Source organism: Streptomyces sp. IBSBF 3136 (genome assembly GCF_036815105.1).
Classification (GTDB): Bacteria; Actinomycetota; Actinomycetes; order Streptomycetales; family Streptomycetaceae; genus Streptomyces.
Genome location: NZ_JAJSZC010000077.1, coordinates 1 through 13661, shown reverse-complemented (window position 1 = coordinate 13661; position 13661 = coordinate 1). Strand labels below are relative to the sequence as shown.

General features: G+C 70.2%; 16 protein-coding genes and 1 pseudogene. 9 read left to right on the top strand and 8 right to left on the bottom strand.

What is annotated here, in order from left to right; translation table 11 throughout:
- Window positions 1–70 precede the first annotated feature (70 nt).
- Window positions 71–424, top strand: coding sequence for a VOC family protein (locus V7E45_RS18410; protein ID WP_333775269.1), 354 nt, complete (start codon window positions 71–73; stop codon window positions 422–424).
- A 58-nt stretch (window positions 425–482) separates the two neighbouring features.
- On the opposite strand, the gene V7E45_RS18405 is transcribed toward V7E45_RS18410, so the two are convergent.
- The gene (locus V7E45_RS18405) at window positions 483–2174 is read right to left on the bottom strand and encodes a SpoIIE family protein phosphatase (RefSeq protein ID WP_333775268.1); all 1692 of its coding nucleotides are present in this window, start codon (window positions 2172–2174) and stop codon (window positions 483–485) included.
- Window positions 2175–2368: 194 nt separating this feature from the next.
- Between V7E45_RS18405 and V7E45_RS18400 the strand changes: the two genes are divergently transcribed.
- From V7E45_RS18400 to V7E45_RS18390, 3 genes are all read left to right on the top strand, one after another.
- Window positions 2369–2569, top strand: coding sequence for a hypothetical protein (locus V7E45_RS18400; protein WP_333775267.1), 201 nt, complete (start codon window positions 2369–2371; stop codon window positions 2567–2569).
- 79 nt (window positions 2570–2648) lie between these two features.
- Window positions 2649–2942 carry a muconolactone Delta-isomerase family protein gene (locus V7E45_RS18395; protein ID WP_333775266.1) on the top strand — a complete coding sequence of 98 codons (294 nt, stop codon included), beginning with the start codon at window positions 2649–2651 and terminating at the stop codon, window positions 2940–2942.
- A gap of 104 nt (window positions 2943–3046) precedes the next feature.
- Window positions 3047–3535 (top strand): GNAT family N-acetyltransferase, encoded by a 489-nt coding sequence (locus V7E45_RS18390; RefSeq protein WP_333775265.1) that lies wholly within the window; start codon window positions 3047–3049, stop codon window positions 3533–3535.
- A 68-nt stretch (window positions 3536–3603) separates the two neighbouring features.
- On the opposite strand, the gene V7E45_RS18385 is transcribed toward V7E45_RS18390, so the two are convergent.
- Window positions 3604–4032 carry a hypothetical protein gene (locus tag V7E45_RS18385; protein WP_333775264.1) on the bottom strand — a complete coding sequence of 143 codons (429 nt, stop codon included), beginning with the start codon at window positions 4030–4032 and terminating at the stop codon, window positions 3604–3606.
- A 93-nt stretch (window positions 4033–4125) separates the two neighbouring features.
- A complete protein-coding gene (locus tag V7E45_RS18380) occupies window positions 4126–4794 on the bottom strand; it encodes a hypothetical protein (protein WP_333775263.1) in 669 nt (222 codons plus the stop codon).
- A 572-nt stretch (window positions 4795–5366) separates the two neighbouring features.
- Here V7E45_RS18380 and V7E45_RS18375 point away from each other — a divergent pair.
- Together V7E45_RS18375 and V7E45_RS18370 are read left to right on the top strand one after the other, a co-directional pair.
- Complete coding sequence (locus tag V7E45_RS18375) at window positions 5367–6953, top strand: peptidoglycan-binding protein (protein ID WP_333775262.1); 1587 nt, start codon at window positions 5367–5369, stop codon at window positions 6951–6953.
- A 117-nt stretch (window positions 6954–7070) separates the two neighbouring features.
- Entirely contained in the window at window positions 7071–7451 is a 381-nt protein-coding gene (locus tag V7E45_RS18370) for a VOC family protein (protein WP_333775261.1), read from the top strand.
- Between the two features lie 15 nt (window positions 7452–7466).
- On the opposite strand, the gene sigJ is transcribed toward V7E45_RS18370, so the two are convergent.
- Entirely contained in the window at window positions 7467–8387 is a 921-nt protein-coding gene (gene sigJ, locus V7E45_RS18365) for an RNA polymerase sigma factor SigJ (protein ID WP_333775260.1), read from the bottom strand.
- A gap of 101 nt (window positions 8388–8488) precedes the next feature.
- Here sigJ and V7E45_RS18360 point away from each other — a divergent pair, with 101 nt between their 5' ends.
- Window positions 8489–8860, top strand: a complete 372-nt coding sequence (locus tag V7E45_RS18360; RefSeq protein WP_333775259.1) for a hypothetical protein — start codon at window positions 8489–8491, stop codon at window positions 8858–8860.
- 204 nt (window positions 8861–9064) lie between these two features.
- Window positions 9065–9319, top strand: a pseudogene (locus tag V7E45_RS40630) (ATP-binding protein); the annotation flags it as partial.
- A gap of 135 nt (window positions 9320–9454) precedes the next feature.
- Here V7E45_RS40630 and V7E45_RS18350 read toward each other — a convergent pair.
- Together V7E45_RS18350 and V7E45_RS18345 are read right to left on the bottom strand one after the other, a co-directional pair.
- Window positions 9455–10006, bottom strand: a complete 552-nt coding sequence (locus V7E45_RS18350) for a hypothetical protein (RefSeq protein ID WP_333775258.1) — start codon at window positions 10004–10006, stop codon at window positions 9455–9457.
- A 322-nt stretch (window positions 10007–10328) separates the two neighbouring features.
- Window positions 10329–10715: a VOC family protein gene (locus V7E45_RS18345; RefSeq protein ID WP_333775257.1), complete on the bottom strand. Its 387-nt coding sequence runs from the start codon at window positions 10713–10715 to the stop codon at window positions 10329–10331.
- 70 nt (window positions 10716–10785) lie between these two features.
- Here V7E45_RS18345 and V7E45_RS18340 point away from each other — a divergent pair, with 70 nt between their 5' ends.
- Complete coding sequence (locus V7E45_RS18340) at window positions 10786–11736, top strand: helix-turn-helix transcriptional regulator (RefSeq protein ID WP_333775256.1); 951 nt, start codon at window positions 10786–10788, stop codon at window positions 11734–11736.
- Window positions 11737–12141: 405 nt separating this feature from the next.
- Here V7E45_RS18340 and V7E45_RS18335 read toward each other — a convergent pair whose 3' ends face one another.
- Window positions 12142–12837 carry a DUF899 domain-containing protein gene (locus V7E45_RS18335; protein ID WP_333775255.1) on the bottom strand — a complete coding sequence of 232 codons (696 nt, stop codon included), beginning with the start codon at window positions 12835–12837 and terminating at the stop codon, window positions 12142–12144.
- A gap of 86 nt (window positions 12838–12923) precedes the next feature.
- On the bottom strand, window positions 12924–13460 hold the full coding sequence (locus V7E45_RS18330) for a cysteine hydrolase family protein (protein ID WP_333775254.1): 537 nt from the start codon (window positions 13458–13460) through the stop codon (window positions 12924–12926).
- Window positions 13461–13661: the final 201 nt, after the last annotated feature.

Below are 13661 nucleotides of genomic sequence, written 5' to 3'. Positions count from 1 at the left end.
GGCCTCGGCGCACCTTCCGCCACGGGCGCGGTACCTGCCCCTGCGGCCGCCGTCCTGGCAGGATGGCCGCATGGAACGTGTACTCGGGATCGGCGGATACTTCATGCGGGCCACCGACCCCGCGGCTCTGAGCGCGTGGTACCGCGACTGCCTGGGCCTGGACGCCGACGAGAACGGCCTGTGGACGCAGCGGACCGGGCCGACCGTGTTCGCGGCGTTCGAGTCCGACACCGACTACTTCGGGTCCCGCGCCCAGCGGACCATGCTGAACTTCCGCGTACGGGACCTGGACGCGATGCTCGCGCAACTGCGCGCCAAGGGAGCGGACGTGGCCCCGGAGACGCAGGAGATGGACGGTGTCGGCCGCTTCGGCTGGGTCACCGATCCCGAGGGCAACCGGATCGAGCTGTGGCAGCCCGCCTGACCCCGATTTTCGGAGCTGCCACCGCGCCCCGCTTGCGGACCCACGGCGATGTGGTCCCTCAGGGGAAGGCGTCGGGCTCGTACCGTACGGCCAGCAGCGCCACGTCGTCGTCGTTGTCCGGTGGGCGCGCTCGCGCCAGCAACTGGTCCGCGAAGGACTCCAGCGGGCGATGGGCCAAGGACGCGGCATGGCGTCGCAGCCGCTCCAGACCCTCGTCCAGGACGTGGCCCGGTGACTCGATCAGTCCGTCGGTGTAGAGCACCAGGGTCGCCCGGGGCGGCAGTTCCGCCACCGCGTCGGGGCGGACCTGCTCGGGGGTGACACCCAGCAGGATCCCGTGGCCGTCCGTCAGATAGCGGGCCACACCGTCCTGGGTGACCAGCAGCGGGGGAGGATGGCCCGCGTTGGTCCACGACAACTCGCACCGGCCGGCGTCGTCCTCGCTCATCCGCGCGAAGACCAGCGTGGCCATGGACACTTCCGCGACATCGAGCGTCGCCTGGTCGAGCCATTCCACGATCTTGCTCGGTGGCTTCTGCTGGGACAGGGCGTACGCCCGCAGCATGTTGCGCAGCTGGGCCATGCCGGCCGCCGCGTCCAGATCATGACCGACGACGTCGCCGATGGCCAGGGCCGTGGCACCGTCCATCAGGGTGAACGCGTCGTACCAGTCGCCGCCGACCTCCGAGGCGTCCGGCGCGGGCAGGTACCGGGCGGTCATGCTGCGGCCCGGGGTGCGCGGGAGCTTCGGCAGCAGATGACGCTGCATGGTCTCGGCGACCTTGCGCTGGCGCTGGTAGAGGCGGGCGTTCTCCAGAGCGAGGCTGGCGCGTCGGGCGATGTCCTCCAGCAGGGCGATGTCGGCCGCGGTGAACCGGTCGGGCTGGTCGGCGCGCCCGAGGGTGAGGGCACCCATGACGTCGTGCAGGCTGCGCAGGGGAACCACGACGGCCGAGTGCATGCCGGTCGCCTCGAACAGCCGCTGCTGCTCCACCGCGATGCCGGAGTCCGGCGCTCCCTGATAGGTCTCAGGGCCGGCGAACGAGGACGCGACCCCGCGCAGCGCCCGGGACAGGGGCATCGGTGACTCCTGCGGCACCGGCGGCATGGGCCCCTGGAGTTCATCCCGGAACTCCACGGAACCCCCTTCCGCGTGGGCGACGGCGAAGCGCGACACTTCGTCCCGCTCGCTGAGCAGGTCGATGACGGCCCAGTCGGCGATACGGGGCACGACGAGGGTGATCAGGCGGCGCAGCGCCTCGTGGATGTCGAGGGTGGAGGTCAGCAGCGTGGTCGTCTCGGCGAGCAGGGTCAGCCGCTCCAGCTCGGAGAGCCGCCCACCGCCCTGCGACTGCGCGCCGGGCCGCCCGGGCGGTTCCGTGGAGTGGAAGAGGACGAGCGTGGCGGGCGAGCGGACACCCGTGTCGAAGGGGGTGGCCAGCCACCCCACCGGCAGCAGCGTGCCGTCCCCGCGTTGAAACCACTCCTCCCCGCCCTGCTCCGTGCGCCCGCCGAGGACGCTCTCCCGCATCCGGCACCGGTCCCTCGGCACGGTCTCCCCGCGACTGGTGCGGTGCAGCAGGTCGTGGGCGTCCCGGCCGACCAGGTCGGACGCGGGGCGGCCCAGGAGCCGCTCGCCCTGCGCGTTGACGGTGACGATGAAGCCCCGCTCATCGGCCAGGAGGGCGCCTGTGCCGAGGGCGCCGATGACCCTGGCAAGCGCTTCCCGCGTGTCGTCCGAGCCCGTCATCGCCTGACTCCCGTCGATCCCGGAGATGTCTGCCCCCGGGTTCCCCTGGTGTGAGGGGGCGAAGCCCCAGGTGACAGGCGACCCGTACTCGCTCGTCACCGCCTTGACAGGTGACGCGGAGGGGTGCAGGCTGGTAGCCGTCGAGCCCCGTCGGCGGGCTCGCCGCGAGACACCACGACGAAGCGGGAGTCACCATGGAAACCGAGTCCGCGTCGGCAGCGGCAGCGGCAGTGGCGGCCCGGCGCGCGCGGTTCGGCAAGCTGCCGGAGCGCATCCGCTTCCACGAGATGACCGAGGAGAAGCAAGCCACGTCGAACGCCTCGGCGGCCGGCTCCCACGACCCCGAGGCCTCCTGGAACCACTTCTCCTGCCTGGCCCTCGACCTCGGACTCTGAGCGGCCCCGGAGGACCGGCCACCGCCGGCCTCTCAGGTCGTCCCGGGAACGTCCGAGGAGCGTCCGAGGAGGAAGAGACATGAAGGAATACCTGGTCGAGCTGACCACCACCGTGCCCGAGGGCACCGACCCGGGGGAAGTCGACAGGCGCCGCGCGGCCGAGGCCGGGAGAGCCCGGGAGCTCGCCGCCCAGGGGCACCTGTTCCGGCTGTGGCGTCCGGTGGGGGAGCAGCGCAGCATCGGGGTGTGGCGCGCCGAGGACGAGTCGCGGCTGCGTGAGGAGGTCCTCGGGAGCCTGCCTCTCTGGCCCTGGATGACCGCGGTGGTCACCCCGCTGCAATCACACCCCAACGATCCCGGCCGCACGGACTGACCCGCCGGGGCCGGTGGCTCCCGGGAGCGGTGCGGGAACCCTGCCGTGCGGCGGGTGGCCGACCCGCCGCACGAAGGCGTTTCCCGGTGCGACATACTCTCCCGATGAGTTCCCGCACCTCACCGACCAGTCGGCCGATCACGATACGGCGAGCGGTCGCAAGGGATGCCAAACGGCTCACACGGCTCGTGCGTGGCTCAAGCGCCTATGAGGGTGAGTACGCGTCCGCGGTCGCGGGCTACCGGGTCGGTGCTGACTACATCGAGGCCCACCGCGCCTTCGTGGCCGTCGGCGCCGATGAGCCCGTGGGCCGGATTCTCGGGTTCTACTCGCTCGTCCTCGCTCCGCCGGAGCTCGACCTGCTGTTCGTCGCCGACGAAGTGCAAGGACGGGGTATCGGACGGCTGCTCGTCGCGCACATGAAATCCGAGGCCCGTGCCGCCGGGCTCGACCGTCTCAAGGTCGTGTCGCATGTTCCCGCCGAGGGCTTCTACCACCGCGTCGGTGCGGTGCGGACCGGAACCGCGTTCGCGAATCCGCCCGCCGTGCCGTGGGACCGTCCCGAATTCGAGTTCCGCGTCTCTCCTGAGTGACGCGGTGTGCCGGTTCACGGGGACCCACCACGCGCGACCGGCCTGCAGAGCACGGACCGGACCGCTGGTCAGCAGTTGACGGGGGGATTTCCGGAAGCGACTCGGCAGAAGTCCGACCCGCTTCCGCCGTCGACGGTGCCGGCGTTGGGTCCGACGAAAATCGAGTCGCCGTCGGGGCCGCCGAGGATCCTGCCGGTCACCGTGGTACCGGCGTTGGCCATGATGAAGTCGTTGCCGGCGCCGCCGTCGACGGTGCCGGCGACGATGCCGTTGATGACGATGTAGTCGCTCCCGCCCAAGCCGTTGACGCTGTCGCCCTGGGCGAGGGCGCCGCAGCTGATGTAGTCGGAGCCGGCAGTACCGTTGACGGTGCTACCGGACACGGGCCGGCCGTTGACCGTACAGGACGTCAGGGCCTGTGCGGGCGTCGCGGTCAGGGCGAGGGGAACGGCCACGAGGGTGGCGGCGCACAGCGTGCGCATCGCATTTCTGATCATGCGATGAGTGATTCATGGCGACGTCATGATCGCAATTCCGCCCGGTCCGTGACTCTTCCGTCCGGGGCGGTGTACCGCCCGGACGGACCACCGCTACAGCAGACCGAGCTGCTCCAGCGTGGCGCCGTTCGCCCAGCGGCGCAGCAGACGGCCGTCGACGAGGTGGACGTCGCCGTGGTGGGACGCCCGGTGCAGGTCCGCGCGGCTGAGGGCGCCGGGGTGGATCACGACCCGGATGACACGCTCGGTACCGGAACGGACCGCCTCCCAGCGCAGTGTGGGTGCCGGGGTGTTCTGCTCCTCGGCCGCCGTGGCCACAGGCCGGAAGGCCACGTCCAGCCGGCGGCCACGGGCGTCCCGCGCATACAGCCGCGGCCGGTCCCGCATGCTGACGTCGGTCACCTGCCAACCGTCACGCCGCAGCATGCGCGAGGTCGCCAGCTTCAGCGCCCGGTCGTCGAGCACGGCGATCTCGGCCGGGGTGTAGCGACCGTTCCGCCGGCGGACGATCGGCCGCCGCAGTACACGGACCACAGCGCCGACCACGGTGAGCAGCAGGACACCGAGCACCAGCCCGCCGACGCCGAGGGCGCGGTGGAACCACGCGAGCAGCAGCACGGCGCCGACCACGCACAGGCCCAGGCCGACGAAGGCGGGCAGGACGTCCCGCAGTTCGGGCCCGTACCGCCCCTGGGCGCGCAGCTCGGACGGGGACCGCTGTTGCCGTGACCGACGTGAGTCCGGGCCGTGCGGCTGCCGCAAACCCTTTGAAACGTACGGCCGCCGCCTCATGACCGGGGCCAATGTCCCACCTTTCACCGGATCAACTCTCCTGGTAGGCATACCCTCTCGTCCTGCGCTACGCCAGTCGGAGCCGAACGACACGCGCTGATCGGCCTGTCGTCGCGCCGACGGTCATGTCCCCGGGCGGTCCAGCCGTGCCTCGGCGGTGGGTGCGTGGCCCGCGGCCCGCGCCCGCCCCGGACCGGTGCGCGATGAGACAGAGCACCGAATAGAGCCAATAGAGAAAAGGCTGCTATAGGGGCGTTTTTCTGGCCATGAGTAGCGATTCAAACAAGCCAGTTATGTCGCTCGACATTGTGTGCGAGAGGTTGAACTGTCACCGTCTTGCACGGGTAATTCTCCGCTCAACTTGCTTGCTGCGTATGCGAGTTGTCTGTAGCCCGTGCCGACCTGGCCAGCATCTCGATTTCTCCGCTTCTCCGCTCTTCGACCGCGATCCGAAGTTCCAGCAAAGGAGACATTTCGTCATCATGGGAAAGATTCCATTTAGCTTTCACGCTGACAAAGAGAGACCCCGGCGGCGGGGCGCCATGAGCACGAGACCGGGGTGGAGAGTCAGAACCGGCGTCTTCGCCGCCACGGCCGCGCTCCTCTCGGCGGGCACACTGCTCGGCGCGAGCCCGGCGGCGGCCGCACCCGCGGCGATCAAGCTGACCTCCTCGTCCTGCCCCGACGTGATCCAGCAGGGCCAGACGAGCGGTTGTGTCACGGAGTTGCAGAAGCTGCTCAACGCCCACGGCGCCGGCCTCGTGGTGGACGGCGACTTCGGGGCGAACACGCTCTACGCGGTGCGCGAGTACCAGTCCTCCGTCGCGATCGCCGTGGACGGACAAGTGGGCCCCCAGACCAAGGCGAAGCTGTACGCGACCGGCGGTTCGGCCCCGGCGCCGATCAATCTCACGTCCTCCTCGTGCCCGGCGAACCTCGTCCAGGGCAACAAGGGCGGCTGCGTCACCGAACTCCAGCGACTGCTGCGCCACTTCGGCTACCCGGTCGACGTGGACGGTGACTTCGGACCGGCGACGGAGAGCGCGGTCCGCAACTTCCAGTCCGGCCACGGCCTATCGGTGGACGGCCAGGTCGGAACGAACACCAAGCGCGAGCTGTACAACACCGACGAGTCGCCGTCCACCGCCCTGGACCTGCGATCGGCGTCCTGCCCGGCGAACATCGTGGAGGGGCAGAGCGGCGGTTGCGTCGCGACGCTGCAGGCCCTGCTCAACGGCAAGGGACAACACCTCGACGTGGACGGCCAGTTCGGTCCGCTGACCCTGACGGCCGTGAAATCGTTCCAGTCGTCGGCCGGTCTGTCCGTCGACGGGGAAGTCGGCCCGAACACCAAGACCGCCCTGTACTCGAACATCAGCACGGGCGGCGGCAACGGCGCACCCGCACCGATCAACCTGAACTCCGGCTCGTGCCCCAGCAACATCGTCAAGGGCCAGCGCAGCGGTTGTGTCACCGAGCTCCAGAGCCTGCTCAACCATCACGGAGCCGACCTCGCCGTCGACGGCGACTTCGGACCGGCGACCGACAGCGCGGTGCGGGACTTCCAGGCCGAGAAGGGCCTGTCGGTCGACGGCCAGGTGGGTCCGAACACCAAGGCCGCCCTGTACGGCGCGGTCACCCCGCCGTCCTCGCCCCCGCCCGGCGGCGGCTACGGCAAGATCCTCGATGTGGCCGCGGCCGAGGTCGGCACGGTCGAGGGCAGCGCCCGGGCCAACAGCTACGGATCGGCGGTGGGCCTGTCACTGTCCACCAGCAACTACGCCTGGTGCGCGACCTTCGTGAGCTGGGTGGCCAAGCAGACCGGTGCCAGCTCCTACCGCAACACCTACGTCTCGGGCTGGGTGAAGCAGGCGCGGGCCGGCAACTACCACCTCTCGGTGACGACGAACCCGCAGCCCGGCGACATCGTGGCCTTCGACTGGAACGGCGGCAACGACTACACCGGCGGCCACGAGCACATAGGCATCGTGCGAACCGTGAGCGGCGGTTCGAGCTTCACCACCGTCGAAGGCAACACGGGCAATCCCAATGGCGGGTCGGACGGTGTCTACGTCAAGACCCGCAGCACGAACAGCGGCTACGACGTGCTGTTCATCCGGGTCCGCTGACGGACTCACCCCGGCCGACCCGGCCGACCGGCCGGCCGTGCTCCATCAGCCACCACTGGATGGACCACGGCCGGCCGGCCCTCCACTCAGGCCCCGCGCTCGAAGTAGGTTTTCTCCATGGCCTCTCGAATCAGTGAACTCGTGCTCGGCTGCCGCGACCCCGAGGCGCTGGCGCACTTCTGGTGCGAGGTCCTCGACTTCGTCGTGCTCGATGGCGAGGAGGACGGCAGCGTCGAGATCGGGCCGCGCGAAGGGGCCGGCGGCCCGCAGCCGACGATCTTCCTCAGCCGCAGGGAAGAACCGGAGGAGGGAAAGCCCCGGCTGCACATCGACCTCAACGCCACCGACCGCGATCAGCACGCCGAGCTGGAACGCCTCCTGAGGCTCGGGGCGCGACCGACCGACATCGGTCAGACCGGCGAGGAGCCCTGGCACGTTCTCACCGACCCCGAGGGCAATGTGTTCTGCCTGCTCAAGGCCCGCATCGACCCACTCTGACGGCTCTGCCGGTCCTCAGTACCGCCGTCCCGCCCACGGCCGCAGCTTCTCCGGATTGCGGACCGCCCAGACCCGGGTGACACGCCCGTCCGAGACATCGAACGACGCCACGGTCATCACGACGCCGTCCCGCTGGGCCACCAGCCCCGGCACGCCGTTGACCGACCGCTCCAGGAGTTCGAGCCCCGGCGCCCTGTCGGCGATGGCGACCATGTACTGGGCGATGCGCGCGCCGCCCTCGACCGGACGCAGGACCGCGCCGACCACGCCGCCGCCGTCGGCGGTCATCACGGCCGCCGGGTCGAGGAGACCGACGAGGGTCGCGATGTCCTTGGTCTCCCACGCCTCCTTGATGCGCCTGACCAGGGCAGCCCGGCCGATCGCCGTCACCGGAGCCTGCGAGACGTCCACCCGGCGTCGGGCGGAGGCCGCCAGCTGCTTGCACGCGCCGGGGGTCCGGCCCACGACGTCGGCGATCTCGGCGAACGGGTACCGGAAGACGTCGTGCAGGACGAACGCCACCCGCTCGGCGGGTGTCATCGACTCCAGGACGACGAGGAAGGCCATGGACACCGACTCGTCCAGAACTATCTGGTCCGCGGGATCCGCGGACCCCGTGGCACCAGCGCCGCCCGTGGGGCCCCACTCGGTACGGTCGGGCAGCGGCTCGGGCAGCCACGCGCCGACATAGCGTTCACGGCGAGCGCGCGCCGAACCCAGCAGGTCCAGACAGATGCGGCTGGTCACCGTCGTCAGCCAGGCACCGGGGGAGCAGATCTCCTTCCGCCGGCTCTGCGACAGCCCGTACCAGCGCGTGTAGGCGTCCTGCACCGCGTCCTCGGCCTCGCTCACCGAACCGAGCAACCGGTAGGCGACATTGATCAGTTGCCGGCGCTCGCCGGCAATCCCGTCGGTGCGGGTCCCGCCACTGCCCATGCTTCCGGCCGCCCCTCGCCTTACCTTTCGCAGTCCCGCGTCGTCGGACTGGTGAGACCTTATCGATCAACTGCCCGAGGGGCGGAAAAGGGGACTGTCACATGGCCACCCAGGCGACGACGGCGAACGCACGGCACACCACCTCGTTCCTGCGCATAGCGATCGCCCTGCAGACCCTGACCATCTTCCTCCAGGCGGTCTCCGCCGGGCTGCTGCTGACCGCGTCCTACGGAGAGACGCTGCACAGCGTCGGAGCGCGAGTGATGTACGGGGCATCCATGCTGTACGTCCTCGCGGCCGTGCTGGCCTGGAAGCCTGGCGGCGGCTCACCCCGACCCGTCTGGCACGCCTTCGGCTTCCTCGTACTCGCCTCGGTCCAGGTCGTCCTCGGCATCGCACACGTCCCGTCGGTCCACCTCCCCCTGGGAGTCCTGATGTTCGGCCTGAGCGTGCTGGCGCTGGCCCGACGCTGAGGCCCGAGACGCCCACCGCGCTGAAAGCCGCCGTCGACCGGCAACGCCGGTTCGTCGCCGACGCCTCCCACGAACTCCGCAGCCCTATCGCCTCCGCCACGGGCAGAGGCGGGTCGACCTGGCGGAGTTGGTCCGCGAGGAGGGCAGACGCGCCGCCCCGCCGACCGCACACCCGTTTTCCTTTACATCGGCGAAGGACGACAAGTGACAGACTCACGAGACCAGTTGAGTCGATTGATCGCCAACCTCCTGGACAAAACCCAACGGCACGCGCCCGCCGAAGTCGTCGCGCGCGTACAGCGCCAGGGCGACCGGATGGTCCTCACGGTCGCGGACGACGGCAACGGTGTGCCGTCCGCCGAACGCGACAGGATCTTCGAGCGGTTCGTACGACTGGACGACGCCCGCGCCCACGACGACGGCGGCGCCGGTCTCGGCCTGGCCATCGCCCGCGACGTGGCACGGCGCCCGGCGGCACGCTCACCGCGCGGGAAGCACAGTCCGGAGGCGCCCTCTTCGAACTGCGCCTCCCCATGGCGGCACCCCCGCAAGCGCGCGCGACCCCCGAGCGCGCTCAGCCGTCCTCGCATTCGGTCATTGGACGCCGCGTTGCCCCAACAGACGAGTCTGTTCCCTCTTCAGATCGGCGAATCCCTGCCGTGCGTACGCGGCGAGATCCTCGCTGGGGAACGGCACCACCGAAAGGTGCTCGTCGTAGCTCCCCTGTGTCCATCTGACCGCTGTGATCTCGTAGCCGGAGACATGGGCACACAGCTGAAGCAACATCGGCGGCATCTCAGGCTCCATCAAGAGATCTGCATGCCTGACGACGAGATCGCGCATGGCCTGGATGTTCGGGAGGAACACGGTCATGACCCACAGCCTCCACTCGGCCAGTTCCTCCTCCGTGGGCGGTGTCTCATGAACGAACGGTGACCTGCCGTCAGGACGAGCGTTGCGTTCCTTGAACGCCTGGAAGCTGCGGCTGTTGGCCTCCGTGAGGGCCAACAGGGGTCCGTAGAAGTCGCTGAGCTGGCGGTTCAGGCGTGCCAGACGTTCTTGGCGCTGTGCCAGGCGAAGGCCGTTGAGATAGGTGGCGACATAGCCGACGAACGCAAGTCCGATGGTGACGACCAGTGCGATCATGAAGGGCGATGCTACTGAGCAACGCGCCTGTTGGTGAGTCGGCGGTACCAATGGATTGGATCCACCTCGCCGATCCGGAGGGGAATCGCTGCATCGTGCGCGTCACGGGACGGTCCCAGCCGGGCGTGCGTTGCCGCTCCAGGTCAGCGAGCGGGACGGGCTCACGACGGCTCTGGGAGCCCGGCCCGAGGGAGACTGGCTCGCCGAGCAGTCGTCGCGAGGGCCCCGGGAGCCTGCTAGTGGAGCCCGCAGCAACCGGTGCCCCACCTGGCCCGAGCAGCCCGAGCATCCGACTGGATTCCCGGGCCTCTGGACTGCCCCCTCAGACCAAGGTCGTGATGCAGAACGGGTGGCCCGCGGGGTCCAGCAGAACGCGCCAGCGCTCGGGCTGGGGCTGGAACTCGGGTTTGGTCGCACCGAGTTCGAAGAGGCGCTTCTCGGCGATGTCCAGGTCATCGACGCCGAGCTCGATGTGCGCCTGCTTCTCCTGGGCGGGGTCGGGCCAGGTGGGCGGGCGGTAGTCGGTCAGGCGGTTGAAGCCGAGGGGGGTCGCTCCCTCCTTGCCGATCAGGGTGAAGTCGTCGCTGGTGAACAGGGCCGACATGCCGAGCAGCTCGCCGTAGAAGCGTGCCATCTCGGCCGTGTCGGCGCAGTCGAAGGTGACGGCGGCATAGCGGAATTCAGGTGCGGAACCGGTGTCAGTGCTCATGGAGGGAACGCTAGGCCGCGACCCGGACAGATTCGGTCCTGGTCATGGCGCGGTGTGGAAAACTTCCCCTGTGATCAGCTCCTCCGCCCGCCTCCTGCGGCTGCTGTCGCTGCTGTCCTCCCGGCCGTCGTGGACCTGCGCCGAACTCGCCGAGCGCATCCAGGTCACGGACCGAACAGTGCGCCGGGACGTCTCCCGCCTGCGGGAACTCGGCTACAGCGTGGATTCCGACCCCGGCCCCTGGGGCGGTTACCGGCTGCGCGCCGGCTCACGGGTGCCACCGCTGATCCTCGACGACGAGGAGGCGCTCGCCGTCGCGGTCGGACTGCGGGAGGCGGCGCTGAGCGACGCGCTGGGGAGCGACCAGGCCGCGCTGTCGGCCCTGCTCAAGTTGCGCCAAGTGCTGCCCGCGCGGATCGCCGAGCGGCTGGGCGACCTCGACGACGCCTTCGTCAGCCTCCCCGCGGCCGACGGGCCGCGGATCAGAACCGGCCTGTTGCTCGAACTCGCCCTCGCCTGCCGGAAGGGCGAGCGCGCCCGGCTGTCCTACGTCGACGCCGAGGGACGGGCCACGCTCCGGGACGTCGACCCCTACCGTCTCGTCCGCACCGGCCGCCGCTGGTACTTCGTCGCGCGCGACGTGTCCCGGGACCAGTGGCGGACCTTCCGCGCGGACCGCGTCGACCACCTCCGGCCCACCGGCCGGCCGGCCGACCTCACCGACCCGCCCGACGCCGCATGGCTGGTCTCCCGCAACACCGCCAACGGCCCCTACCCCCTCTCCGCGACCGTCCGCCTGCCCCTGCCCATGGAAGCGGCGCTACGACTCGTCCCCGCGACCGTGGGCACCCACCGCTTCGACGGCCCCGAATCGACCCTGGTCGACATAGGCGGCCCTGACCCGGACGGCCTCGCCCGCTATCTCCTCGGCCTGGGCACCCCGCTGCGCGTCCTCGGCCCGGAATCCGTACGGGAGGCCCTGCTGCGCCGCACCCGGGAACTCTGCGAGGCCCAGGACTGAGGCGGGTGAAGTTCGGCGGGCGGTGGGAGGGGCCCGATGCCGGGCGGGGTTCGGGCCCCTCGTCTCCGCACGCGTCGACGGAGGGGGACCGTCCGCGCGCGTGCCCTGCACAACGCCCGACCCGCAGGAAGGTTACGCCAGCCTTCGTCACCCGCCTTCGCACGGCCCGCCTCGGCATCGGCCCGCCCCCCGCGCGAGCTGCCCCGCACGGGCCGCCTCGGCGTGGGCACGCCTGCGTACGGCTCGCCTCAGAGTCGGCCCGCCTCCGCACGGCTCGCCCGCGAGCCGCCCGCCTCCGCACGGCTCGCCCGCGAGCAGCCTCCGAGCGGGCCCGCCCCGCACGGACCCGTCCCGCACGGGCCCGCTCTGCACGGCCCGCCCGCCCCCCGGCAGGCCGTCCCCGCCTCAGCGGCCCCCGGACTCCGGCCCGTACAGCGCGGCGATGTCCTCGGACGACGACCACCGGCTGTAGGTGGGCGACTGCGGCCAGCCCTCGGGGGAGTCCTGCCACTCTTCCTGACGTCCGTACGGGAGGACGTCGATCAGGGCGAAGGAGTGACTGAGCTGCTCCGTACCCCGGCCGTCCGTGTGCCACGTGCGGTAGACGGTGTCGCCGTCACGCAGGAAGACGTTGACGGCGAAGCCCCCGTCGGGCGGTGCGCCGACGTCGGCTCCGAACGGACTGTTGGCGGTCGAGTACCAGGTCATCCGGTTGCCGACCCGCTCCTTGTAGGCCAGCGCCTCCTTGATCGGCCCCTGGGTGACGATGACGAACCGCGCGTCGTAGTTGTCCAGGAAGTCCAGGCGGGTGTACTGCGAGGTGAACCCCGTACAGCCGGAGCACTGCCATTCCTTGCCGGCGAACCACATGTGGTTGTAGACGATCAGTTGCCTCTTGCCTTCGAAGACGTCCGCCAGCCGAACGGGGCCGTCCTCGCCCTCCAGGACGTAGTCCGGCATCCGCACCATCGGCAGGTGACGCCGCTCGGCGGCGATGGCGTCGAGCTCCCGCGTCGCGGCCTTCTCCCGGGTCCGCAGCGCGGCGAGCCGGTGCTCCCAGGTCGCCGCGTCGACGACGGGCGGCAGTGCGTCGTTGGTCATGGGTACCTCACAGCATTCGTTCCACAGCCGTTCCCTTACGAAGAGGCAGACTCCGGCGGGCTCCGGAACTCATCGGTGCTCGGAACTCAGGTCCAGATCTCCCGGCTCTCGCAGATCCGCGCGCCCATGTTCCGCTCCATCATGCGGAGCGCCGCTGCCGCGAGGTCCTCGTGGATGTGGGCCACGGCGTCCTTGAGGACGACGACGTCGAAGTGCCGGATGTGGGCGTCCAGGGCGGAGTAGAGCACGCACTGCTCGGTGACCTGGCCGCACAGCACGAGCCGCTCGATGCCCTGCTGGTGGAGCAGATAGGTCAGGGGAGTCTCGTAGAAGATCGAATGGCGGGCCTTGAGCACGAACAAGGAGTCCGGGTCCGGCTTCAACGGGTCCACCAGCCGTGCGTGAGGTCCGCTGAGGGCGTGGTCCAGAAGCTCGCCATGGTGTGAGCGCCACTCGCCGAAGTTGTCATTGACGTAGATGACGGTTACGTCGTGGCGCCGTGCGCGCTCCAACAGGTCGGCCACGACGGGCACCACAGGCTCCACCGAGGGAATCAGCAGTTCGGCGTCCTCGTGGTCGTACGTGTTGATCATGTCGATGACGATCAAAGCTGTCTTGCTCACCCTGCCAGCGTTTCATGAGCCCGACGTGCGGCAACTTCTGACAGTCCCGTCCCCGGAGCACATCCCGCCCCGGCACAAGCGACTCCCCGTCCTTCGCACGATTGTTTGCTCCCCGCTGGGAGCGGTTACCCGCGTTGACAGACGTGCCCGTCGCCGGGGACCCGCGTGCCATGACCGGCGGCCGGGCGAGGGGGCTGGGCG